Below are 24,814 nucleotides of genomic sequence, written 5' to 3'. Positions count from 1 at the left end.
GCGCGTTAAGCATATGAGTCGAGGGTCAGGCTTCGATTGCGCGTCGGCATGTTCAGATGGTTTCACATCCGGCCGCTGCAAGCATTGTTCCGGCGCAAAGGCTGAGGCTTTCCTTTGGAACGACGGCGCCGTGGACAGGTTAGCGCCCCATCAGCAACCGAACACGGCGAAACAAGCGGCTTTCGTGCAAGCCTGAACCGTCGTGTTCCCTAAGCCCGCGAGGATCAGAACGATGGGACTGTTCACAAAAGACATCAAGACCATGAACGACCTGTTCGTGCATCAGCTACAGGACATCTATTACGCCGAGCAACAGCTCACCAAGGCGCTGCCGAAAATGGCGGACAAGGCGACCGATCCGCAGCTGAAGCAGGGCTTTTTGACGCACCTTGAGGAAACCAAGCAGCACGTCGCGCGGCTTGAGGAAGTATTCAAGATGCACGGCGCCCAAGTGAAGGCGGTGGATTGTCCGGCCATCGACGGCATCATCGAGGAGGCCGATGAAACCGCGGGTGACGTCGCCGACAAGGCGGTGCTCGACGCGGCCCTGATCAATGCGGCGCAGGCCGCCGAACATTACGAGATCGTTCGCTATGGCAGCCTGATCGCCTGGGCGAAGCAGCTCGGCCGCACCGACTGTGCCTCTGTGCTCGCCAAGACCCTCGAGGAAGAGAAGGCGACGGACAAGAAATTGACATCGCTGGCCGAGAGCAAGGTGAACCTGAGGGCAGCGAGCTAAGAGCGAGATACCTTCTGGCTGGAGACGCCGTGCATTCCGCACGGCGTCTCTTTTTTTCGGCTGGGTCTAGCCGGCCTGGTGTTTCAGGCCGAACACCAGCGCGACCAGCGCGAACATCGCGATGGTTACGGCGAAGACCAGGCTCGCCACAGTCGAGCTGATCAGGGTCGAGAGGACGCCGATGCCGATCACCGGAAGCGCGTTGCCGAGAAAGCAGCAGATGAAATAGGCCGAAACCACTTCGGCGCGGCGGTCATCCGGTGCGATCTGGTTTACCACCTGAAGGCTGCCGCGATAGCCGAGGCCCGCTGCTACGCCGCAGATCGCGGTCGCCGCGATCATGACGCCGAGTGATTCTGCGAACTGTGCGGTGACGAGCAGGGCTAGGCTCGGCAGCATCAGGCCGATCGACCACAGCATCGCGGCACGGCTCGACAGCTTGCGCGTCAGGGCAATGACGAGTGCGACGGCCGCTGCAAGCTCGAGGAAGATCGCGCCGGCGATCGCGTGGCTGGTGACGTGCAGCTCGTTCGCGAGCACGCTCGGCGCAAGCGCGGCAAAAAAGGCGACGAGGGCCATGGCACCGAAGCCGGTAACCGCGGGCGCCACGAACCGCGACCGGATTGGCGACGGAACGCCGGCGCGTGGCCGCACCGACATTCGCGCAAAAGCGGCCAAGGGACGATTGACCGTCTCGCGCGCGAAGGCAAGCAGTGCCGCGATCACCACCAGCACCGCGAGATACACGATAAACGGCGTTCGCAGCGGAAGCGCGACATATTCAGCGAGCAGGCCGGCGATCACGGCGCCAAGACCAAGGCCGGTGAAGTTCGCGATCGTTGCGATCACGGTGGCGCGGGAGCGGTCCTCCTCGGCGATCAGTTCCGCAAGCCACGCGGTGCCGGTTCCGGCGCCGATCCCGATCGCAAGGCCGCTCAGCACGCGTGCGACGTAGAGCGAGGCGACACCCTGTGCGAACAGGAACACGAGCGCGCCCACGACAGCGATCCCGATGGCGATGATCGCGGTGCGCCGCCGCCCGACCTGATCGGACATCCGGCCGAAGATCATGAGTGCCGTCAGGTTTCCGACGACGTAGACGGCGTAGATCAGGGTCAACGTGATCTGGGAGAAACCCAGCTGTTGCTTGTAGATGACGTAGAGCGGGGTTGCGACCGTGCTGCCGGCGAACAATGCACCGATCAGGCAGGAGACAGCAATGATTGTTGCGGTCTTGCCGAACTCCGATCCTGCAATTGAGGGAACCGAGGTGTTGCCAACTCTTGCCATGACTGTCGCTGCCTCGACGGGAAGATAGGGGGCTCAACAGGAAGCAATCTGGCGTTGTTCCCATGCCGCTGCGCTGACGGGGTCTGCACGGCGAGCAGAGCGTCGCGAGTTTCCCGTGCAGAATACAATCGATTGCGCGGCGACGTTTCGATCAGAACCGAAGCGTTGTCACGCAACGAAGGCCTAACGGTGGCGTTCCCCCTCCAAACATGAGGTGGATCATGCCAGCAGAATTTCTTCAGATGGGTTCTTTTCCGAAAGCCTGGAGCAGGCGAGGTGCGCAAGCATCGTCCGCTCTGACACTCACTGCAATGAGCCTCGGCTATGGCGTGGTGCAGCTCGACGTCACCATCGTCAACACCGCGCTCGACGCGATGGGCAAGTCGCTCGGTGGTGGCGTCGCCGAGTTGCAATGGGTGGTCAGCGCCTACACCATCGCCTTTGCTGCCTTCATCCTGACCGCCGGCGCGCTCGGCGACCGGATCGGCGCCAAGCGCATCTTCATGGCGGGCTTTGCGATCTTCACCGCGGCCTCGCTGGCCTGTGCGCTGTCTCCCAATGCCGTCGTGCTGATCTGCGCACGGCTGGTTCAGGGGTTGGCAGCGGCAATCCTGGTGCCGAATTCGCTGGCGCTGCTGAACCACGCCTATGCGGATGATCGTGCGCGCGGACGTGCGGTCGCGGTCTGGGCGGCTGGCGCAAGCCTGGCGCTGACTGCAGGTCCCTTCGTCGGCGGCGCGCTGATCACGCTGGTTGGTTGGCGTGCCATCTTCCTGGTCAATCTGCCGATTGGCCTTGCCGGCCTGTGGCTGAGCTGGCGATATGCGACCGACACGACGCAGGCGCGCTCGCGGGAGATCGATCTGCCTGGTCAACTCACTGCGATCGGCGCGCTCGGGTCGCTGGCTGGTGCGATCATCGAAGCCGGTGCGCTTGGATGGGCGCATCCCGCGGTGATCGCGGCATTCGTAGGCTCGGCCGTTCTCGCGGCACTGTTCGTCTGGCGCGAGAGCCGCACGACCCAGCCGATGCTGCCGCTGTCCTTGTTCGGTCACCGGCTGTTTACCCTGACCACCATCGTCGGCCTCCTCGTCAATATCGCGATCTACGGCCTGATCTTTGTGCTGAGCCTCTACTTCCAACGGATCAACGGCTTGTCGGCGTGGTGGACCGGACTTGCCTTCGTGCCGATGATGGGCGCGGTGCTGCCGGTCAATCTGCTGGCGCCGCGCATTGCCGAGCGCATCGGCCCGTGCCTGACCATCGTCGTCGGTGCCTCAAGCTCCGCGCTCGGCTGCCTCGGCATGGTCTGGATCGAGGCCGGGACGAGCTATTGGGCGATCTTTGCCCAGATGATCGCGATCAGCGGCGGGCTTGGCCTTTTGGTGCCACCGCTGACCTCGACCTTGCTTGGGAGTGTCGAGAAAGCGCGCTCCGGTATCGCAGCCGGTGTCCTCAACGCGACGCGGCAGACCGGCAGCGTGCTCGGCGTCGCGCTGTTCGGCTCGCTGCTCGCCTCCGACGGCGCCTTCATGAGCGGCCTTCACCAATCGCTCGTGATATCGGCGGCGGTCCTCCTGATCGCGGCGGCCGTGATCGGCCTGGGTGCGAGGGCGCCTGCACGAGCAATGTGAGCAGTCAGACACACTCCCTGTTCACCATCTCGGTAACCGGCGCACGGCCGGTTACCGACTGTCCATTTCTGCTGGCTCTAGTGCCCGACAGGATAGGGGCCAGCAATGTATCAAGTTCTGTTTTGTCTCACGGACCAGCATGACTGGCGTCTGGTCGCACTCGGCGGCGCCGTCTGCCTGCTCGCGAGCGCGGCGGCAATCAGCCTGTTTCACCGGGCGCGCGCGGCGAACGCCGGTGCTCGTCTCGTGTGGATCACCCTCGACGCCGTCGTCGCTGGCTGCGGCATCTGGGCGACCCATTTCATCGCGATGCAGGCCTATGGGCCGGGCGCCGGTGGTGCCTACAACATTCCCGTGACCATCCTCTCGCTTATCTTTGCGATCGCGGTCACCTTCATCGGCCTCAGCATTTCGGTTTCGACCAGGCGCGGAGCTTTGGTCGCGCTTGGCGGGGCTGTCGTTGGCGGCGGTGTCGCTGCCATGCATTACACCGGAATGATGGCGTTCGAGATTCCTGCCCACATCAGTTGGACCGCCGGAACCGTCGCGCTATCGATCCTGCTCGGCGTCGTCTTTGGATCGAGCGCCCTGTTCGTCGCGGGACGAGGCGATAATTTGTCCAACGCGCTTGCCGCCACGGTCCTGATGACGGTTGCCATCGTCTCGCACCATTTCACCGCGATGGGCGCACTGGAGTTGACGCCCGATCCGACGCTCACGATCAGCGGTCTTTCGATCCCGCCGGCGTCGTTGTCCATCCTGACCGCCAGCGCAGCCGTCGCCATCATCGCCATCGCGCTCGCGGCCGCCGTGCTCGACCGTCGCTCCAAGGGCGAGATCGGGCGCCAGCAGGTCGTGCTCGACACCGCACTCGAGAACATGTCGCAGGGACTGTGCATGTTCGATGCGCAAGGCAAGATCATTCTGTTCAACGAACGCTATGCGGCGATGCTCGGCCGCTCCGACATGCAGCTCACCGGCCGGGTTCTGCGCGACATTCTCCGCGAGGAATCGTCGAAAGGGCAGTGGAATGGCGATCCCGAGCAATTCTTCGCGCGCCTCGTCGCTGATGCCCGGCAGGGGCGCACGACGACGGATGTCGTTCGCCGGTTCGACCGCTCGATCCGTGTCGTCAACCAGCCGATGCAGGGTGGCGGCTGGGTCGCCACCTTCGAGGACATCACCGAATGGCTGGAGGCGCAGGCCAAGATCTCGCACATGGCGCGGCACGATGCGCTCACCAATCTGCCGAACCGCGTGCTGTTCCACGAGCAGCTCGAACAGGGTTTGCGCCGGGCGGGTTCTAACGACCAGCTCGCGGTGCTCTGCCTCGACCTCGATCATTTCAAGGACATCAACGACTCGCTTGGCCATCCGATCGGCGATGCGCTGCTGAAGGAGGTCGGCCGCAGGCTGAAGGCGACCGTCGGCGAGCACGACACCGTCGCCCGCCTCGGCGGCGACGAGTTCGCCGTGGTCCAGATCGGTCGCTCCGAAGAGGCTGCCGCGCGGGCGCTTGCCCGCCGCCTCGTCGAGGTGATCTCCGCGCCTTACGAGATCGATGACCATCAGATCGTGATCGGCGTCTCGATCGGCATTTCGCTGTCGCCGCAGGACGGCAGCAATCCGGATGAGCTCTTGAAGAACGCCGACCTCGCGCTGTACCGCGCCAAGGCCGACGGCCGCGGCACCTATCGATTCTTCGAGACCGGCATGGATGCGCGCGCGCAGGCGCGGCGCCTGCTCGAAATGGACATGCGGGCTGCGCTCCAGCGCGACGAGTTCCAGCCCTATTACCAGCCGATCCGCGACGTCGCCAGCGATCGTGTCGTCTCGTTCGAGGCGCTGCTGCGCTGGAACCATCCGCAGCGCGGCCTGATCTCGCCTGTCAGCTTCATTCCGCTCGCCGAGGAGACCGGCCTTATCGTCCAGCTCGGTGAACTCGTGTTGCACGGCGCCTGCGCGGATGCCGCGACCTGGCCCGAGAACGTCGGGGTCGCCGTCAATCTGTCGCCTGTGCAGTTCCGGAACCCGAACCTGATCGCATCCGTGAAGGAGGCGCTGGAGAAATCAGGACTCGCGGCGAACAGGCTCGAGCTCGAGATCACCGAATCCGTGCTGCTGCAGAACAGCGAGGCGACGCTGACCACCTTGCACGACCTGCGCGCCATGGGCGTGCGGATCTCGCTCGACGATTTCGGCACTGGCTATTCCTCGCTGAGCTATCTACGCAGCTTCCCCTTCGACAAGATCAAGATCGATCGTTCTTTCGTGTCCGAGCTCGCCACGCGCGAGGATTCGGTGGCGATCATCCGCGCCGTGACCGGCCTTGGCCGCAGCCTCGGCATCGTTACCACGGCGGAGGGCGTCGAGAATGACGCGCAGCTGGAGTTGCTTCGGCGGGAAGGCTGTACCCAGGCGCAGGGCTTCCTGTTCAGCAAGCCGCGGCCGGCCTCCGACGTCGCGATGATGCTGGAACGGCCGCGGTTGCGCGCTTCGGCTTAAGGAGCTAGCCGCGGCGTAGCGCGAAATGCGCGCCGCAGAACGCCATCACCGCACCGAGACCCAGCGCCGCGAGACCGGCGAGCACGCCCGAAATGGTCGGAAGCGGGCTCGGCGCCGCGGCGGCCTGTCCGGCGCCGGCAAGCAGGAGCACGCCGACCGCGATCAGGAATTGCCGCATCCTCTGCGGGATTTGGCCGGAGACGGCGCTTTGCATCAATGTCGCCGTGAAATAACCGCCGGAGAATCCGACTGATGCGATCAGCCACCAGGCGATCGCAGCACCGGTCGGCATGAACTCATGCGTGTCGGCGCGCCAGAGCCCGCCGAGGTCGAGCCCGTAACGCGCACCCAGCATGTGCACCGCGAGCGCGAGTAGCACGCCTGCGATCACGGCGGCCCCAAGAATCAGGCGGCGCGGAAAATAGATCGTCTCAGCCATGCCTCGCTTGTAGGATGGCGGAGGGCGATTGCGCAAGCGGATCGCGGACGGGATCGAGCGATGCAGGTGTCGGACGGGCAGGGCGGGGCGGTCACGAGCTATGCCTACAAGGCGTCGCTGATCGGTTCGGCGCATCGTTTCGAGCTGACCGACGAGGGATTGTCGTGGCACATTGCCGGGCGCTCCGGCCTCTGGCGCTATGACGAGATCAGTGCAATCAGGCTGTCGTTCCGCCCGGTCTCGATGCAGCAGCACCGCTTTCGCGCCGATATCAGCCGCGTCGGAGGCGGTCGCATTGCGATCCTGTCGACGAGCTGGCAGACTGCGGCGCTGATGGCGCCGCAGGACAGCGGGTTTCGCGATTTTCTGGTCGAGCTTCACGCGCGGTTGGCGAAGGCCGGCAGCCGCGCCCAGCTGACCGCCGGTCTCGGCGTCAAGACCTATGCGGCGGTGCTGGCATCCCTGGCGCTGCTGGCCGTGGCGATGACCGGGCTGTTGATCCGCGCGCTCTTGATCGGCGAATTCGCCGGCGTGCTGTTCATCCTCGGCTTTGCCGCGCTCTTCGCCTGGCAGGTCGGGGGCTTCGTGCAACGCAACCAGCCGCGTGCCTACAGCTTCGACCAGCTGCCGCGCTCCCTGCTGCCTTAGGGCTTGCAATCCGCCGCAATCAAAATTGACTTCGCAGCCGCGCGGCGGTCCCGCATCGTGCCGCGATGACATCAGCGAATCGCAGCACGCGCCTGCCGACGGCGGACGAGATCGCCGAGATCAACCGCACCCATCTCGTCGATACGCCGCTTCGGCCGGCCGATTTGCTGTTCGTGTTCGGCACCCGCGAGGACATCGCGCTTCGCGTCGAGACCGCCGCGCAGCTGTGGCGTGACGGCTATTTCCGCTGGTCGATTGTCAGCGGCGGTGTCACCCCAGGCTCGGAGCAATCCGAGTGCACCATCATCAAGGCGGCGATGGTCGCTGCGGGCATTCCGGCGGACCGGACCCTCGAGGAGCATCGCGCCATGAACACGGGCGAGAACGTGATCTTCTCGCTGCCCATCATCGATGCGACGCTGGGACTGCGCAACATCCGCAGCGTGATCTGCCTCGGCAACACCTGGACGGCGCGGCGTTATCCGATGACGCTGCACCGGCACTGGCCGGAGGTGACGAAACTGCTGCTCACCGTCGACAGCTTTACGACACCGCGCGCGCTTTGGCACACCGACCCTGAGTTTCGCCGTCGCATCCTGCACGAATGGGACAAGATCGAGCCGTACAAGGCGAGCGGGTTCATCGCGGAATGGCCGGAGCGCTGAGCGGTCCCGCGGGTCATTCCGTCGAGTCGAAATCCTCCTCCTTGGTGCCGAGCAGCGACACGAGCGTGCGCAGGCCGGAATCGAGCTGCTCGAAGGAGGGCGGGGCGAGCGCCAGGCGCACCGCGTTCGGGGCGTGACCATGCGCGACCGCGAAGGTCGAGGATGGGGTCAGCGCGATGCCGCGCCGGGCTGCCGCGGCAACGAATGTCTGCGAACGCCAGTGCGGCGGCAGCGTCAGCCAGAGATGATAGGAGCGCGTGTCGGCGGCGACCTGATAGCCGGCGAGCAGCCGTGCCGCGGTCTGCTGGCGGCGCGCGGCGTCGATGCGCTTCAGCCGCGTCAACTCGGCAACGGTGCCGTCGGCCATCAACCGCTGGCCGGCTGCGAGCGCGTGGCCCGAGGCGATCCAGCCGCCGGTGCGTACCGCGCTCATCACGCTTTCGCGCAAATGAGGCGGCGCAACGAGGATACCAAGCGCAAGGCCCGGCGCGACTTTCTTGGACAAGCTGTCGAGCACGATGCAGCGGTCCGGCCCGAGCGCTGCGAGCGGAGTGTCGTCTGCGAGGAAGCCGTAGACGGTGTCCTCGATGATGGTGAGATCGAGCTTTTCGGCGACCCGCATGATGTCGGCGCGCCGCGTCGCGTTCATGGTGACGCCGAGCGGATTCTGGATGATGGGCTGGAGATACAGCGCCGACAGATGCGCTTCGCGGTGCGCCTTCTGGATCGCGTCGGGCCGCGCGCCATGTTCGTCCATCGGGATCGGCACCAGCGTGATGCCGAGCCGAGCGGCTATGCTCTTGACGTAAGGGTAGGTGAGGGCTTCGACGCCGCAGCGGCCGCCGGTCGGAACCAGAGCTGCGAGCGCGGCCGCGAGCGATTGCTTGCCGTTGGCGGTGAACACGATCTGCTCGGCCTGCGGCGCGAAGTCCTTGCGCGCGAGATAGGCCGCGGCGGCATTGCGGGCGCTCTTGGTGCCGGTGCTGGTCGAGGCGCGCAGCACGGATTCCAGTGCGTCGACGCGCTCCAGTCCGGCGAGGCTCTTGGCGATCATCGCCCATTGCTGCGGCAGCAGCGGATAATTGACCTCGAAATCGATGCGCGCATCGCGTGGCTCGGCGATGCTCTCGACTTCGCGCCTGACGTCGCCGGAGATGAAGGTGCCGCGTCCGACTTCGCCGACCACCAGGCCACGGCGCAACAGCTCCGTATAAACCCGGCTCGCGGTCGAGACCGCGATGCCACGATCATAGGCAAAATTGCGCTGCGGCGGCAGCCGGTCGCCGGCCCTTAACGTGCCGTTAGCGATGTCTGCGGCAATGGCATCCGCAAGCTTCACGTACTCGAACTTGGACATTATTGCACCGAGAGCAATGTTTTTCTTGCTCCGAGCAATGTACTGGAGCATTTAAGTTCCATCAAGGTCCGCGATTGAGCCGAGGAGAGCGAGAGCAATCCGACGGCAAATGAGGTGCAGGCGCTCGAGCGTTTGCGCCAACGGCATCTGCATCGCCGCGCGGGACTTCAGGCCGGAGAAGAAACATGACCATGATCTCGCAAACTGCCGGGCGGAGTTTACGCCCATCCTCGTCGAGCGGATTTTTTGCCAGGCTCGTCAACGCCGCCTATGCGCTGTTCGACCGCCTTGAGCGCCGCACCGCCATCAAGACGCTGAACGAGCTCGACGACCGCGCCTTGCGCGACATCGGGATCAACCGCAGCCAGATCGAAGACGCCGTCTACGGCCAGTTCAAAGCCGAACTGACGCGGTATATCTGAGACGCCTTACCTGAGTCCCGGATGCGCTGCAGCGTTCTGACGCTGCTGCGCAGAGCCGACACGAGAGCGAGTTTCCGTGCACAACCGCTTCCAAGTCGTCAATGCGAGCGCAGCGAGGCAATCCAGAGTCTTTCCGCGGATGCATTTCTGGATTGCTTCGCTGCGCTCGCAATGACAGCGTAATCTCAGCTCAGCATTGTCAGCATCAGGCCAGCGCGACCTGGCCCCACTTATCACCATAAGCGCGATCATCCTCGGATGGGGCGGGCCTGCGGCGAGGCCTTGTCGGAGCGCCGCGCTGGCGCCGATGCCTGAGGCCGAGGCGCTGCATCCGCGGCCGATTGCGAGCGGGACCTCGTAGGTCCATCTCCGCCACCATTGCTTCACGACATTGCTCCGAGGTTAGTGCCGCACCACGAGCACCGAGCATTTCGCGTAACGCACCACGTGCCCGGCGTTCGATCCGAGGAAATAGGTGCGCATCGCAGGCCGGTGCGAGGTCATGACGATCAGATCGGCCTTCATCTGCGCGGCTTCCTCCAGGATCTCGTGATAGATGCCGCCCTGGCGGACCACGCTGGAGATATGGGAGGCGTCGATGCCGGATTCGCGCGCGACGATGGCGAGTGCCTCTTCCGAGGTCTGGCGCTGCTGCTCGTCGAAATCGGCCGGGACGTATTCCGCCAGCATCACGGGCGTCATCGGCAGCACGTTGAGCAGCCGGATCGATCCGTTCCAGTTCTGCGACAGCGTCGTCGCGGTCGCGATCGCAGGCTTTGCCAGATCGGTGTCGGCGAGGTCGATGGGTACGAGGATGGACTTGAACATCTGCGCCTCCCTAATGACCAAGCTGGATCAACATGGGGAAGGCGCCAGCGCGTCTCACCCCAGTCGAAGCAACTTGGGGCTGACGAACAGCACCAGTTTGCCGCGGCGGTAGGCCACGTCACTCCAATCCTTGACGTCAAAGTCCAGGATCGCAAGCCCCGCGGTGGGCAGATTGTCGGCGAGCGACTTGGCGGCCGCCGGATCGCCGCCGCCCGTCAGCATCAGGGCAGCCTCGTGCATGCCTGGATTATGCCCGACCAGCAGCAATTGCCTTGGGTTGGCCGGGACGGTTGCAGTGCGAACCGTTTCGAGAATCCGCGCGGGGTCCGCGCCGTAGAGTTCCGGCAGGATCTCGACCTCAGGCGCCGCGACGCGGTCCTTCATTGCCTCCCAGGCGATGTCCCAGGTTTGCCGGGCCCGGACCGCATGCGACACCAGCACCATCTGGGGGACTGGATGATGGGCGGCGATCCAGTCGCCCATCTCGGCAGCATCCCGCTGGCCCCGATCGTCGAGCCGGCGGTCCTGGTCGCGGCCGCTCGGCGCGTCCGTCTCGGTCTTGGCGTGACGCAGCAGCATCAAACGGCGCATGGCATTCTCGAATCGTTCCACATCTTGAATAATCTACAGGCGCCTGTTGAGGACAAGGTGACAAGCGGCCGATGGGTATCTTAAGAAACGCTATGAACGAGACTTTCACAAGCGTGTCCCAGGAAGAAGCCGGCTTTCGCGAGCGTATCCGGCTGTCCTTCGATCTTGACGCGGATATCTGCATTATCGGGGCAGGGCTCGCGGGCCTTTCCATCGCGCTTGAGGCGGCCCGGCTCGGGGCCAGCGTAGCCGTGCTCGAAGGCCGCCATATCGGCTGGAACGCCTCCGGCAACCAGCTCGGCACGGTGATGCCCGGTTTTGCGCTGCCGCTCACCGAGCTGATCGAGCGGATCGGCTTCGAGGACGCCATCGAGTTGTGGACGCTCTCCAAGCAGGGCGCCGAGTTCGTGCGCGCCAATGCCAGCGAAGAAAACATGCCTGATATCGGCCTCACCGACGGCGTGCTCGAGGTCTCCAACGTCGATGCCGGCGACCGGCTGATCAGCCGGCTGCAGATGCTGAATGAGGATTTCGACACCGAGGCCGAGGGCTGGCAGGTCGATCGCGTTCGCGCCGCGCTGAAGACCGATCGTTATTTCCACGGCGTCCACTACCCCAAAGCGTTCCAGGTCGAGGGCCGCAGATATGTCCACGGCCTCGCCGCGCTGGCGCGGCGCGCGGGTGCGCGCATCTTCGAGGATACGCCTGTCGTCAGCATCGATCATTCCGGTATCCGCAAGCGCATCGTGACGCCCTCGGCACGGCTGCGTGCCGCCCACATCGTGCTCGCCGGCAACATTCATCTCGGCGCGCCGATGCGGCGGCTGTCGGAGACGCTGCTTCCGGTCTGGCGCTATGCCGGCATCACCGCGCCGCTCGGCGATCGTGTGCATGAGATCATCGGCTTCAAGGGATCGGTGATGGATTCCGACGGCGTCGATCATTTTCGCATCGTCGACGGTGACCGCCTGATGTGGGAGAGCCCGGAGACGACCTGGGCCGCGCGGCCGCAGCGCTTTGCGGGCAGCGTCAAGCGACGGATCCGGTCGATCTTCCCCGAGCTCGGCAATGTCGAGATATCGGAAACGTTCGGCGGCGCCACCGGGCAGACCGTGCACGGCATGCCGCAGATCGGAGAATTGCGCAAAGGCCTGTGGGTGGCGAGCGGGTTCGGCCGCCAGGGCATGAACATTTCAGCCATGTCCGGGCAGCTGATCGCGCGCAGCATCCTGTCGGGCGACGACCGATGGAAACTGTTTTCGCCATTCGAGCTGGTCTGGGCCGGCGGCACCGCCGGGCGGGTTGCCGGCCAATTGGTCGGCCTATGGGGCAGGGCGAGTTCCGCTGCCGCGGGGTCGCTTGCGCGCTATCGCGAGCGGGCACAGGTAAAGGACCGGGAGCGCGAGGCCAGGCTCGCTAAGGCCAACCGGGCCGCCGGCACCGGTCCGCGCCGTCAGCCCTCAGGGGTTCGGCCGCGTGTGGCCCCGCCGGCGCCGCGGCCGGCTGCGCCGAAGGAAGCGGAACCGGTCGCCGAGGAGCAGGGCGTCTCGCAATAAGGGCGCGAAAAATTCCGCCTGGAAGTGTAACATCGGCCGTGAGGGCCCGTATCTCAGGGCATGGACTCCCCGCGCACGGAGAATGAGATGTTTGACCGCCGCATCCTGCTAACGACCGTCGCCGGCCTTTTTGGCTTTTCAGCCTTCCGCTGGCTGAGAGCAACGCCGGCGCAGGCTGGAGAGAAAGTCGCGCAAAAATTCGAGATCGAGAAGACCGACGCCGAGTGGCGTGCGCAATTGACGCCGCAGCAATATGAGATACTTCGGAAGGAGGGCACCGAGCGCCCGGGCTCCAGCCCGCTGCTGAACGAGCACCGCAAGGGGATCTTCGCCTGCGCCGGCTGCGACCTGCCGCTGTTTGCGTCCGAGACCAAGTTCGAGAGCGGCACGGGCTGGCCGAGCTTCTACCAGCCGATCGAGGGCAATGTCGGCAAGACCGAGGACCGCACCTTCGGCATGGTGCGTACCGAGGTGCACTGCCGTCGCTGCGGCGGTCATCTCGGTCACGTCTTTGATGACGGTCCGAAGCCGACTGGATTGCGCTATTGCATCGACGGTTTCGGCTTGGTGTTCCACCCCGCGACACCGTCGGCAACGTGAAGTTTGATCCGGCAATTGTTGCCGGCCCGGCAATTGTGCCCCGGTCATTCGACCGGGGCATTTCTATTTAAGTCATTGATTTCATGAAAATACCCGCTTTGGCATAGCCCTTGCGACTGTCTCTCCCGACTGCGGCCACCACCGACCGGCCGCCGAGATCGGATCTGGAGACAAAGTTATGGGTATCTTCGATGCAATGAACACCTCGGTGGGTGGCCTGCAGGCGCAGTCCTACGCGCTTCAGAACATCTCGGGCAACATCGCGAACTCGTCCACCACCGGTTACAAGGGCATCGGGACCAGCTTCGAGGATCTCATTCCCGACGCCTCCGTGCCGAGCAAGCAGGTTGCCGGCGGCGTCACCGCGCACGCACAGGCGACCATCACCACCCAGGGCACGATCTCGTCCTCCTCGGTCGCCACCAACATGGCGATCACGGGCGACGGCTTCTTCTCGGTGCAGAAGGCCACCGGCACCGTCGACAACGCGCCGGTGTTCGACGGCGTCTCCTATTACACTCGTCGCGGCGACTTCCAGATCAATTCCAACGGCAACCTCGTCAACGGTGCCGGTTATTATCTGATGGGCGTCGCGGTCGACCCCAAGACCGGCAACCCGACTGGGAACGTGCCGACGGTGCTGCAATTCCAGAATAATTTCGTCCCGGCGCAGGCGACGTCGTCGATCCAGTACGCGGCGAACCTGCCGACCCAGCCGAACACGCCGGCGAGCTCAACGGGAGCGAGCGGGTCGTTGCTTGCGGCCGGTGGGCTGAATCCATCCGATTTCACAAACAACCCGTTGATCTTTGGCACGCCCCCCGCACCCTATACGAGCGTGGCGGTTGCCGGATCGGCTGCCACCGGCAACTTGCGCTCAGCCTATACGTCCACCACCGCGACAGGGGCTGTCGCGCTTCAGGACAGCGCCTCGGCCCCAGCCAATAGCGGCACGTCCCTCGATACCGGAACGACCCCGCATCTTGACCTCAGCTCGCTCATTGGTCAGACGCTGACGGTTAACGGCAACACCATACAATTCAACAACACCACCACCGTCTCGCTCGGCACAAACTCCACGATCGGCCTCGGCGCAGGCACTGGGGCGAAGGTGTCAGACGTCCTGAGTGCGATCGCGTCAGCCGCCGGCGTCCCCGCCGGCAACGTGACTATGACCGCCGGTGGAAAGATCCAGATCGCAACCGGCACCGCTACCGATGTGACAGTCCTCAGCAGCCAGGCCGCAACCACGCTCGGCCTCAGCACTGTGACCCGCGGCGGCAATGTTCTGTCCAATCCAGCGATCACGGGCACAACGTTGCTGAGCGGTACTGCGACCGCCGGCGGTCCGGAAGTTCTCTCAACGGGCTTTCAGGCGGGCGATACGATTACGGTCGACGGCAAACCATTGGTCTTCATGGCGTCGGGTGCCTCAGGGGCGAACCAGATCAACGTCGGCGATGACATCAACACCTTGCTGGGCAAGATCGACGCGCTCAGCGGTGCGAACGGATCCTCGGTCAACTCTAGCGGGGTCGTTACGCTGAACACCGGCAAGATCAACGACCTGTCAGTATCGGTGTCTGGCTCGGCCACCGCCAGTGCTGCCTTCGCCGCCCTCGGCTTCACGTCATCCATCTCCAAGAATCGCGGAGGCGGCGGTGGCTCCGGCCAAGGCACTGTGCTCAGCAGCGAGGTTGCGACCTTCACCAAGGAATCCATCAGCGGCGGCGCCGTGACCGCCTACAACGCGGCCGGCACGCCGGTAAACCTCCAACTGCGCTGGGCCAAAACGGATAGTGCTTCGTTGGGTGCAGGTCATGCTGACACGTGGAACCTGTTTTACCAGAGCAACACGACCGGCGCGGATCCTGCATGGACGAACGCGGGCCAGGCGTTCACCTTTGCCAGCGACGGCTCGCTGACCTCGCCGGCCGGCTCGGGCATCACCCTCAACAATGTCTCGGTCGACAATCAGTCGCTCGGCTCGGTCGCCTTCAACATCTCCTCTGGCGGGCTGACGCAATATGCCAGCACCAGCGGCGCGGTGACCATCAACACCATCACGCAGAACGGCTACGCTGCCGGTCAGCTTCGTTCGGTCGCCGTCAACAACAACGGCATCGTGGTCGGCACCTTCTCCAACGGTCAGAACCTCGACCTCGCCCAGGTGACGCTCTCGCACTTCAACGGCACCAACTACCTCAAGGCACTCGATGGCGGCGCCTATGCGGTGACCGACCAGTCGGGTCCGGCGATCGCCGGCGCCTCGGGCACCATCAGCGGTTCGTCGCTGGAAGGATCCAACACCGACATCGCCGACGAGTTCACCAAGCTGATCGTGACCCAGCAGGCCTATTCGGCCAATACCAAGGTGATCACGACGGCGAATTCGATGGTCCAGGATCTCCTGAACGTGTTGCGCTGATCGGCGCGCAACGTAACCGAAGGCGGCAAGTAAGATGGGTTTGAGTTCAGCCCTTGCCAGTGCGATGAGCGGTCTGCGCGCCAACCAGGCGGCGCTCTCGATCGTCTCGTCGAACGTCGCAAACTCGCAGACGCCGGGTTACGTCGCCCAGACGCCGAACCAGATCGAAGTCACCACTGGCGACTTCGGCTCGACGGCGAAGACGACAGGCGTCAGCCGCGACATCGACAGCTATGTGCAGAACCAGCTGCGCACCGAGACCGGCGGCAGCGGCTACGCCGACCAGATGGCCAACATCCTGAAGCAGCTTCAGAGTGTCTACGGCACGCCCGGCAACAGCGGCACGCTCGAGAACGCGCTGAACGATTTCACCTCCTCGCTGCAGGCGCTCTCCACCAGCGCAGGCTCCTCGTCGGCGCAGCGCGTTGCGCTCGCCGCCGCTCAGGCGCTGGCGACGCAGCTCAACGTCACCACCAAGGGCATCCAGTCGCTGCGTTCGAACGTCGAGCAGGATCTCGGCACCTCGTCGCAAGCCGCCAATGCCGCGCTGAACCAGATTGCCGACATCAACACCAAGCTTCAGGGCCTCGCGCCGACTGATCCCTCTGCAGCGACGCTGATGGACCAGCGCGACCAGGCCATCAACTCACTCTCGAAGTATGTCGACGTCCGTGTCACCACCGACGGATCGAACCAGGCCAACATCTACACCACCACAGGCATCCAGCTGGTCGGCGCGGGGCTCGCCTCGCAATTCTCTTTCGCATCTGTCGGCGCGCTGTCGGCGACCTCGCTCTACAACATCGATCCGACGAAGTCCGGGGTCGGCGCGCTCACCATCAAGCTGCCGAACGGCTCGTCCATCGACGTCGCCGGCAACAATGTCGTCTCCTCCGGCCAGATCGCGGCCGACCTCAAGCTGCGCGACCAGACGCTGGTGCAGGCACAGAACCAGGTCGACCAGCTCGCCGCGACGATGTCGAGCGCGCTGTCGGACAAGACCACGGCGGGCACCACCGTCGCCGGGCCGCCCGCCGGCTTCGATATCGATCTCGCCGGCGCGCAGCCCGGCAACACCGTCAACATCACCTATACCGACTCCACCAACACCCAGCGCCAGGTTACCCTGGTGAACGTGACCGATCCGACGGCGTTGCCGCTGCCGAACGGCACCAATGCCAACCCGGTGCAGATCGGCATCAATTTTTCAGGCGGCATGGGCGCCATAGCAGCGGCGCTCAACGGCGCGCTCCCGGGCTCGCATCTGTCGTTTTCCCCGGCGCCGTCGCCTGCGACTGCGACGACGCTGCGCGTCACCGATGACAATTCCGGCCTCGCCAAGGTCACAGCGGCGTCGAGCAGCAAGACGGTCTCGTCGCTGGCCTCGGGCGGTCCGCAACTGCCGCTGTTCACCGACGGCGGTCAGGCACTCTATACCGGCGCGATCACCGGGTCCGGCTCGCAGATGACCGGCCTTGCCGGCCGTATCGCCGTGAACACGCAGCTCACCGCCGACCCCACCAGGCTGTCGATCTACAGCACCTCGCCGGTGACGCCCACGGGCGACACCACGCGCTCGGACTATCTCTACTCGCAGCTCACCAGCGCGGTGTACTCCTACTCGCCGCAGACCGGTCTCGGCTCGGCGAGCCAGCCGTTCACCGGCAGCGTCTCGAATTACCTGCAGCAGTTCCTGAGCGTCCAGGCCAATGCCTCGACCCAGGCGACCGCGCTCCAGCAAGGCCAGAGCGTCGTGGTCTCGACGTTGCAAGCCAAGTTCAACTCGACCTCAAGCGTCAATCTGGACTCGGAGATGTCGAACCTGATCCAGCTTCAGAATGCCTATGCCGCCAACGCTCACGTGATGTCGGTTGTGCAGAGCATGATGAATACGTTGATCCAGGCTCAAGGGTAATCAGTAGGGCTCTGAAACATGTCGATCAGCAGCATCAATTACGGCTCGTCGGTGCTCGGCGCACAGATCCGCAACATCAACCAGCAGCTCACCGACCTGTCGACGCAGCTCTCGACCGGCAAGCTGTCGCAGAACTATTCCGGCATGGGCACCAACGAGGGCTTTGCGATCGCCTCGCGCGCGCAGCTTTCGAACATCGCCGCCTATACCGACACGATCACCAACGTCAACGTCAACATCAACCTCGCCAACACGGCGCTGCAGTCGCTGACGACGATCCGCAACACGGTGCAGACGGGCTCGGCCACCAGCTCGCAGGATCTCAACGTCAATGGCCAGACGGTGGCGCAGAACACCGCGGCCGCGCAGTTCGGCTCGATGGTCGGCGTGCTCAACACGCAGTCGGGCAACCGCTATCTGTTCTCCGGCACCGCCTACGACACCCAATCGGTCGCCAATGCCGGCGACATCATCAACGGCACGACCACGCAGGCGGGCCTGAAGCAAGTCATGGCGGAGCGCCAGGCCGCCGACCTCGGCGCCAACGGCATGGGGCGGCTGGTGCAGTCGCAACCGACCACCACCTCGGTTCAGGTGGCGGAAGACAGCCCGGCATCGCCGTTCGGGTTGAAGATCTCAGCTGTCTCCTCGAACCTGACGGGCGCAACGGTCACCGGTCCGAGCGGCTCGCCGGTGTCGTTTTCGGTCAATTTCGGCGCCACGCCTCCCAATAACGGCGACAAGATCAGTGTGCAGTTCTCGCTGCCTGACGGTTCGACCGAGCAGGTCGACCTGACCGCGAGCACGGCGACGCCGGTGCCGGTCGGCAGCTTTGCGGTCGACACCGGTAATCCCTCGGCCGTTCCGCCGGTTGCGCCCAACCCGGTCACCACGGCGACGAACTTCAACACCGCGCTGAACACCGCCATCACGAAGCTCGCCAACACCTCGCTGGTCGCGGCATCGGCCGTCACCGCCGGCGACAATTTCTTCAACACCGACAGCTCGGCGATCGGCGCTGCAAAGAATAATCAGGCGAGCCCTCCGGCGCCGATCAGTGGCACCACCGCGCTCTCGGGCACGGCGCCTTCGGATTCCATCTCGCCGGGCTTCTCGGTCGGCGACAGCATCACCGTCAACGGCACCACGCTGAGCTTCGTTGCCTCAGGCGCGACCGGCAACCAGCTCAACGTCACCGACAGCATCCAGACCCTGATGAGCAAGATCGACCAGATCACGGGCACCTCGAAGCCATCGGCGATCCATGGCGGCTCGATCACCATCAACACCGACAATGCCGCGACCTTGAGCATCTCCGGCTCGACGGCGAGCGCCACCGCAGCGCTCGGCGCGCTGGGCTTCGCGTCGTCCTCGATCACCGCGACGCAACCGCCGCTGCGCGTCGGCTCATCGCCGGCGAGTTCGGCGACGACGCTGGTGAACGGCTCGGCCACAACGGTGAAATGGTACACCGGCAATGACGGGCCGGGCTCGGCGCGCTCGACCGCGGTGGCACGGGTCGACGATTCGGTCACGGTGCAATATGGCGCGCAGGCCGACGAGGACGCGATCCGCAAGCAATTGCAGGCGATCGCCGTGTACGGCACGTTCTCGACCTCGCCGACCGGGCAATATTCGGGTGGGGCGGTCGCAGCGCTGAGCCTGCGCACCACGCAGGCGCTGACGCCGCAGGCGGGACAGCAGAAGATCGAGGACATCCAGACCGACATCGCGATGGCCCAGGATACGATGAAAGACGCGACCACGCGCCAGACCCAGGCCAAAGCGCAGCTGCAGACGATCGTCGACCAGGCGGAGTCCGCATCGCCCGACCAGGTCGCGAGCGAAATCCTGTCGCTTCAGAACGCGCTGCAGGCGTCCTATCAGACTACCGCCAATCTCGCGCAGCTCTCGCTGGTCAAGTACCTGTAACGGCGCATTAAGGCGCCATTAACCATGCCTGTTTACCTCTTGGAGAGGAGTCGAGCAGGGCGCGGAGCCGTCAATGTCGGACAAGTTGCAACTGGTGGTGGCGACGCCCTGCTTCGGCGGACAGGTGTCGAGCATTTACGCGAGCTCCATCTTCGCGCTGCAGCGCGCCGTGCACGGCATGTCCAATCTCGGGCTCAAGGTGCTGCTGCGTGACGGCGATGCGCTGATCACGCGCGCACGGGCCAATCTGGTCGCGATGTTCCTGGACGATCCCGATGCGACGCATTTCCTGTTCATCGACGCCGATATCGGCTTCAGGCCCGAGCAGGTGTTCCGGCTGATCGAGTCCGGCGCCGATGTCGTCGCCGGCTGCTATCCGATCAAGCGGGTCAATTGGGACAAGGCGAAGCGGGCGATCCAGGCCGGCCGCACCGACGTGACGGCGGCCTCGCTCGACTACGTGCTCGAGATCGAGAATCCTGATCGCATCGTGGTGGTCAACGGTTTTACCCGCGTACGTTATGCCGGGACGGGTTTCCTGATGATCCGCCGCCAGGCGCTGGAGGCGATGTGCCGCCATCCTGACTATGCCAGTTTGCAATTCTTTCGCGAGCATTCGCACGACTCGCTGGCCGCGAGCCAGAACCGGTTCGCGCTGTTCGAGTGCATGATCGATCCTGCGACCGGCACGTATCTCTCCGAGGACTTCGCGTTCTGCAAGCGGTGGACCGATATCGGAGGCGAGATCTGGGCCGATATCCAGAGCTCGCTCGATCATGTCGGGCCGTCGGTATTCCATGGCGATATCGCCTCCCAATTTACGCCGGCCCCTGCGGCGGCGGCCGACGCGGCGTGAGCCTGTCGGGATGAGCATCGGCGCATCCCGCCCGTCCGACATCGAGCGCGCCTCCGAGGGCGGCTCGCGCCATCGCCTGCGCGACCTCTTCACACCGCTGGATACCTTGCTCGTGTCCGGCGGAGATCTGCGACTGGCGCTCGGCCCCCACGACCGCGTCAATGCCTATGGCTGCGGGGCGTCGCCCGAACCCGAGATCTGGAATTTCGCCTCGTCGACGGCATCGCCGATCTCGCAGGCCGCCTATGACCGCGCCGCGCTGGCACGCGAGGAGCTGGTCCACAAATCGCTGTTCGACGACGTCGAGATCGCCTTCGATCGGCGCTGCGAAGATATGCGCGACGAGCTGCGCGGCCACTTCCAGCTGCCGCCGCGCGTTGACGTGGTGTTCTCAGCGTCGGGCACGGACTCTCAGCTTCATGCCTTGTTCCTCGCGCGCGCGGTGCTCGGTGCGCCGCCGTTAACGATCGTGGTTGGCGCGGACCAGACCGGCACTGGCACCGTTCATACCGCGCGCGGGCACCACTTCAGCACGATGACGGCGAGCGGCATTGCCGTGCGCAAGGACGCTGCGATCGCGGGCCTCGCCGGCGACAGCAGCGCGATCCCGCTGCTCGACGCCTCCGGCCGTTCGATGCGTATTGACGCGGATGCCGAAGTCATGCGTGCCATCGAGAGCAGCCTGGCGCAAGGCCGGCGCGTCCTGTTGCACATCATGGATTCGTCAAAGCTCGGCTGGCGTGCGCCGAGCGCCGCCTGTCTCGACGAGATCGCGCAGCGCTGGCCGCGCAAGGTTCAGGTGGTCGTCGATGCCTGTCAGGCGCGGCTCGGCCGTCGGAGGCTGCGGTCCTATCTCGATCGCGGTTACATGGTGCTGATCACGGGCTCGAAATTCTTTGGTGGCCCCGCCTTCAGCGGCGCGCTGCTGATGCCGAAGGGACTGTCCCGGGCGCTCGACCGGATCGAAGGGATCGCGCCTGGTTTCTTCGACTATGCGGGCCGTTGCGACTGGCCGATGGCCTGGACGGCGCTGCGCTCGCGCTTCGAGCGTCGTCCGAATTTCGGCCAATGGCTGCGCTGGGAAGCGGCGCTCGCCGAGATCGGCGGCTACTATGCCGTGCCCGGCGCGTTCCGCACCAGGACGCTCGCCGAGCTTGCGTCCGGCATCGAGAGCATGATCGCGTTGTCGCCGTCGCTGCGCGCAATCCCGGCGCCCGCTGACACCGCTGGTCCCGACGATGAAGAATTTGCGCAACGTTCGATTTTTCCGTTCACGCTGTTGCGCGATGGCAAGCCGGCATCCATCGCCGACACCAGCGCCGTTCACCGTGCGTTGGCGCGCGATATGAATGATGCTATCAGCGGCAGCCCGGCGGACCGGCAGGTGGCGGCGCAACGCTATCTCGTCGGCCAGCCGGTGCGGTTGGAGCAACCCGATGGCGTTTCGCATGCTGCTCTCCGGCTATGCGTCGGTGCGCGGCTCCTAACCGACGCCTGGTCGCCCGACGGCGCGCAGGCGCAACGCAATGTGCAGCACATTCTCGATCGCATCGCCCATGCTCTGGTGAAGATCGAGCTGCTGCTCGACCGTACCGCCGCCGTGCCGGCATAGCCTTGTTTGAGGTGTGAGATGTTGCATCCGCTTGCCGCGCCTGATTATGCCGACCGTATCGGCTTTGCGCGTCTGACGCGCCAGGCCTTCGAGGGCGTCGATCTGCACCCCTTGCGTGCGCATCTGCTGGCGCGGGTCGCGGAGGGAACGGCGCAGGCGGGCGAGGGACTCGATCTGTCGCTGATTGCCCAGCTTCAGGGCGATAAGGAGGCCGGGCTCCTGATCCAGTCCGAGGTGCTCTCCTTCCATCAGTTGTTTCGTACGCCGTCCAGCGCGCCGAAGCCGGGCTTGCGCCTGCTTGCGCTGGCGGCCGACATCGACATGGGCGGCAACACGCCGATCGAATTCCTGCTCGAAGGCTCCGATATCGAGCTGTTGACGCTCTATGTGACCAAGACAAGCGGACTGCCGGATACGCTACCCGATCATGACGTTGCCATCGTGGTTGCGTCCGATTCCGAGGAATGCCGCGAACCGCTTGCGCTGATCGAAAAGGCTGCGCCGCGCTGGCCGCGACCGCTGCTCAATCGGCCGGAACGGATCGGCAATCTCGATCGCGACAAGCTGTTTCGGCTGCTGGCCGATATCCCGGGCCTCGACATTCCCGTGACCGCCCACGCGACGCGCGGGCAGTTGATTGCTCTCTCGGAGGGGCGGATCGCCTGCAACGACATCACGGGCGAGTTGCACTTTCCGATGATCGCGCGGCCGCGCGGCACCCATGCCGGCGTCGGACTTGCGAAGCTCGACGATGCGGCGGCGCTCGCGGCCTATCTTGCCGCGCGGGAGGAGCAGGATTTCTTCGTCGCGCGTTTCGTCAACTATGCGGGTCCCGACGGGCTCTATCGCAAGATCCGGCTCGCGATGGTCGACGGCAAGCCCTATGCCTGTCACATGGCGATCGCCGATCGCTGGGACATCTGGTATCTCAACGCCTACATGGCGTTCAGTGAGGAGAAGCGCGCCGAAGAAGCGATCTTCATGCAGGATTTCGACAACGCCTTCGCGACGCGCCACAGAGGCGCGCTCGACGAAATGAGCCGGCGCGTCGGGCTCGACTATTTCATCGTCGACTGCGCCGAGAATCAGAACGGCGAGCTTCTGGTGTTCGAGGCCGACAACACCGCGGTCGTCCACAACATGGATTCGCCGGTCGTATTCCCCTACAAGCCGCCTCAGATGCGCAAGATCTTCGCCGCGTTCACCGCGATGCTGTCGCGGCATGCCAGGCCGACTGACAAGTCGGGCCTGGAGAGCGCAGCATGAACGAGATCATCCGCAACACGCTGGCCGGCGTCGCGAACGGATCGCTCGATCCGCAGGATTGGAGCGAGTTTCGCGCGCTGGCGCATCGCATGCTGGATGACGCGATCGACGGCATCGCCAATGTACGCGCGCGTCCGGTCTGGCAACCGATCCCGGACGCGGTTCGCGCCGCCATGAGAACCGACCTGCCGCGCGAGGCAAGCGATCTTGCGGAGGTCTATCGCGAATTCTGCGAGCACGTCGCGCCTTACGCGACCGGCAATGTTCATCCCGGCTTCATGGGCTGGGTGCATGGTGGCGGCACCGCCGTCGGCATGGTTGCAGAAATGCTTGCAGCCGGCCTCAACGCCAATCTCGGCGGGCGCGATCACATGCCGATCGAGGTCGAGCGTCAGATCGTCGCGTGGATGCGCGGCCTGTTCGGCTTTCCGCAAGGTGCGAGCGGCATTTTCGTCACGGGCACGTCGATGGCCAATCTGATGGCCGTGCTGGTGGCGCGCACGAGCGCGCTCGGCGCGCCGGCACGCCAGTACGGCATCGGCAACGACGGCGCGCTGTTCACGGCCTATGCGTCGAAGGCTGCGCATGGCTGCATCTCCCGCGCGATGGACATCGCAGGATTTGGCACCGATGCACTCCGCAAGATCGATGTCGACGCCGATCATCGCATCGACGTCGCCGCGTTGCGCGCGCAGATCGCTGTCGATCGCGATGTCGGCTTCGAGCCCTTCCTGGTCACGGCATCCGCCGGCACCGTCGACATCGGCGCGATCGACGATCTCAAGGCGGTCGCGGAGCTGTGTCGTGCGGAGGGGATCTGGTTTCACGTCGACGGTGCCTTCGGCGCGCTCGCGATCCTCTCGTCCGAGGTCGCGCCGATGCTCGAGGGCATCGAGCTTGCGGACTCGATTGCGCTCGACTTCCACAAATGGGGCCAGGTGCCTTATGACGCCGGCTTCCTGCTGGTGCGCGACGGCGAACGTCACAGGCAGGCCTTTGCGCAACCGGCGGCCTATCTCGGTCGCGAGGCGAGGGGGCTTGCGGCCGGCACGGTCTGGCCGTGCGATCTCGGTCCCGATCTGTCGCGCGGCTTCCGCGCGCTGAAGACTTGGTTCACGCTGAAGACGTTCGGCACAGACAGGCTGGGCGCGGTGATTGCGCGAAGCTGCGCGCTCGCGAAATATCTGGAAACGCGTGTGCTTGCCGAGCCCCGGCTCGAGCTGCTCGCGTTCGTCAATCTCAACATCGTCTGCTTCCGCTATCGCGCCGACGATGCGGTCAATCGCGAGATCGTCGCCGATGTCCAGGAGTCCGGCATCGCGGCGCCGTCGAGCACGACGTTGGACGGCAAGTTCGCGATCCGCGCCGCGATCGTCAATCACCGCACTGCGGAGAGCGATATAGACGCGCTGGTGGCGGCGGTGATCAAGTTCGGCGCGCAGCGAACCGGCGAATTGATCGAGGTCGAGGCGCCGCCGCTCGCCGCGCAGTAATGGCAGTCAACTGAAACGACAACGGCCCCGCAAGATGA

Annotated in this window: 20 protein-coding genes; 15 read left to right on the top strand and 5 right to left on the bottom strand. The window is 64.8% G+C overall.

The features are described from left to right. Nucleotides 1-232 precede the first annotated feature (232 nt). Nucleotides 233-739, top strand: coding sequence for a YciE/YciF ferroxidase family protein (locus BM222_RS10490; protein ID WP_092228174.1), 507 nt, complete (start codon nucleotides 233-235; stop codon nucleotides 737-739). A gap of 66 nt (nucleotides 740-805) precedes the next feature. Here the strand turns inward: BM222_RS10490 and BM222_RS10485 are convergent, their stop codons facing one another. Further along, on the bottom strand, nucleotides 806-2,029 hold the full coding sequence (locus tag BM222_RS10485) for an MFS transporter (protein WP_092228173.1): 1,224 nt from the start codon (nucleotides 2,027-2,029) through the stop codon (nucleotides 806-808). A gap of 242 nt (nucleotides 2,030-2,271) precedes the next feature. Between BM222_RS10485 and BM222_RS10480 the strand changes: the two genes are divergently transcribed. After that, a complete protein-coding gene (locus BM222_RS10480) occupies nucleotides 2,272-3,663 on the top strand; it encodes an MFS transporter (RefSeq protein WP_502690882.1) in 1,392 nt (463 codons plus the stop codon). Nucleotides 3,664-3,768: 105 nt separating this feature from the next. Continuing rightward, nucleotides 3,769-6,168, top strand: coding sequence for a bifunctional diguanylate cyclase/phosphodiesterase (locus BM222_RS10475; protein WP_092228171.1), 2,400 nt, complete (start codon nucleotides 3,769-3,771; stop codon nucleotides 6,166-6,168). 4 nt (nucleotides 6,169-6,172) lie between these two features. On the opposite strand, the gene BM222_RS10470 is transcribed toward BM222_RS10475, so the two are convergent. Then, nucleotides 6,173-6,607 carry a hypothetical protein gene (locus BM222_RS10470; protein ID WP_092228170.1) on the bottom strand — a complete coding sequence of 145 codons (435 nt, stop codon included), beginning with the start codon at nucleotides 6,605-6,607 and terminating at the stop codon, nucleotides 6,173-6,175. Nucleotides 6,608-6,667: 60 nt separating this feature from the next. Between BM222_RS10470 and BM222_RS10465 the strand changes: the two genes are divergently transcribed. Continuing rightward, on the top strand, nucleotides 6,668-7,255 hold the full coding sequence (locus BM222_RS10465; protein ID WP_092228169.1) for a hypothetical protein: 588 nt from the start codon (nucleotides 6,668-6,670) through the stop codon (nucleotides 7,253-7,255). A 65-nt stretch (nucleotides 7,256-7,320) separates the two neighbouring features. After that, on the top strand, nucleotides 7,321-7,920 hold the full coding sequence (locus BM222_RS10460; protein ID WP_092228168.1) for a YdcF family protein: 600 nt from the start codon (nucleotides 7,321-7,323) through the stop codon (nucleotides 7,918-7,920). Between the two features lie 13 nt (nucleotides 7,921-7,933). Here the strand turns inward: BM222_RS10460 and BM222_RS10455 are convergent, their stop codons facing one another. Further along, complete coding sequence (locus BM222_RS10455) at nucleotides 7,934-9,277, bottom strand: aminotransferase-like domain-containing protein (RefSeq protein WP_177243130.1); 1,344 nt, start codon at nucleotides 9,275-9,277, stop codon at nucleotides 7,934-7,936. Nucleotides 9,278-9,462: 185 nt separating this feature from the next. Between BM222_RS10455 and BM222_RS10450 the strand changes: the two genes are divergently transcribed. Next, the gene (locus tag BM222_RS10450; protein WP_092228166.1) at nucleotides 9,463-9,699 is read left to right on the top strand and encodes a DUF1127 domain-containing protein; all 237 of its coding nucleotides are present in this window, start codon (nucleotides 9,463-9,465) and stop codon (nucleotides 9,697-9,699) included. A gap of 402 nt (nucleotides 9,700-10,101) precedes the next feature. Here the strand turns inward: BM222_RS10450 and BM222_RS10445 are convergent, their stop codons facing one another. Continuing rightward, nucleotides 10,102-10,527, bottom strand: a complete 426-nt coding sequence (locus BM222_RS10445) for a universal stress protein (protein WP_092228165.1) — start codon at nucleotides 10,525-10,527, stop codon at nucleotides 10,102-10,104. A 54-nt stretch (nucleotides 10,528-10,581) separates the two neighbouring features. Next, nucleotides 10,582-11,118: a SixA phosphatase family protein gene (locus tag BM222_RS10440; RefSeq protein WP_177243129.1), complete on the bottom strand. Its 537-nt coding sequence runs from the start codon at nucleotides 11,116-11,118 to the stop codon at nucleotides 10,582-10,584. A 92-nt stretch (nucleotides 11,119-11,210) separates the two neighbouring features. Between BM222_RS10440 and BM222_RS10435 the strand changes: the two genes are divergently transcribed. The 9 genes from BM222_RS10435 (at nucleotide 11,211) to BM222_RS10395 (ending at nucleotide 24,776) form a co-directional block, all read left to right on the top strand. After that, nucleotides 11,211-12,674, top strand: coding sequence for an NAD(P)/FAD-dependent oxidoreductase (locus BM222_RS10435; protein ID WP_092228163.1), 1,464 nt, complete (start codon nucleotides 11,211-11,213; stop codon nucleotides 12,672-12,674). Nucleotides 12,675-12,761: 87 nt separating this feature from the next. Next, nucleotides 12,762-13,274 carry a peptide-methionine (R)-S-oxide reductase MsrB gene (msrB, locus tag BM222_RS10430; RefSeq protein WP_177243128.1) on the top strand — a complete coding sequence of 171 codons (513 nt, stop codon included), beginning with the start codon at nucleotides 12,762-12,764 and terminating at the stop codon, nucleotides 13,272-13,274. Between the two features lie 178 nt (nucleotides 13,275-13,452). Beyond that, nucleotides 13,453-15,702 carry a flagellar hook-basal body complex protein gene (locus BM222_RS10425; RefSeq protein ID WP_092228161.1) on the top strand — a complete coding sequence of 750 codons (2,250 nt, stop codon included), beginning with the start codon at nucleotides 13,453-13,455 and terminating at the stop codon, nucleotides 15,700-15,702. Nucleotides 15,703-15,736: 34 nt separating this feature from the next. Then, complete coding sequence (flgK, locus tag BM222_RS10420; protein ID WP_092228160.1) at nucleotides 15,737-17,617, top strand: flagellar hook-associated protein FlgK; 1,881 nt, start codon at nucleotides 15,737-15,739, stop codon at nucleotides 17,615-17,617. Nucleotides 17,618-17,635: 18 nt separating this feature from the next. Then, a complete protein-coding gene (locus tag BM222_RS10415) occupies nucleotides 17,636-19,549 on the top strand; it encodes a flagellar protein (protein ID WP_092228159.1) in 1,914 nt (637 codons plus the stop codon). Nucleotides 19,550-19,622: 73 nt separating this feature from the next. Beyond that, nucleotides 19,623-20,405, top strand: coding sequence for a hypothetical protein (locus BM222_RS10410; RefSeq protein WP_092228158.1), 783 nt, complete (start codon nucleotides 19,623-19,625; stop codon nucleotides 20,403-20,405). Nucleotides 20,406-20,415: 10 nt separating this feature from the next. Continuing rightward, nucleotides 20,416-22,017: a hypothetical protein gene (locus tag BM222_RS10405; protein ID WP_177243127.1), complete on the top strand. Its 1,602-nt coding sequence runs from the start codon at nucleotides 20,416-20,418 to the stop codon at nucleotides 22,015-22,017. Nucleotides 22,018-22,035: 18 nt separating this feature from the next. Beyond that, nucleotides 22,036-23,283 (top strand): ATP-grasp domain-containing protein, encoded by a 1,248-nt coding sequence (locus BM222_RS10400; protein WP_092228156.1) that lies wholly within the window; start codon nucleotides 22,036-22,038, stop codon nucleotides 23,281-23,283. Next, on the top strand, nucleotides 23,280-24,776 hold the full coding sequence (locus tag BM222_RS10395; protein WP_092228155.1) for a pyridoxal phosphate-dependent decarboxylase family protein: 1,497 nt from the start codon (nucleotides 23,280-23,282) through the stop codon (nucleotides 24,774-24,776). The genes BM222_RS10400 and BM222_RS10395 overlap by 4 nt, the downstream gene beginning before the upstream one ends. Nucleotides 24,777-24,814: the final 38 nt, after the last annotated feature.

It is taken from the genome of Bradyrhizobium sp. Gha (genome assembly GCF_900113735.1).
Classification (GTDB): domain Bacteria; phylum Pseudomonadota; class Alphaproteobacteria; order Rhizobiales; family Xanthobacteraceae; genus Bradyrhizobium.
Note: the sequence above shows the minus strand (reverse complement) of the source record. Positions and strands in the feature narration are given on the sequence as shown.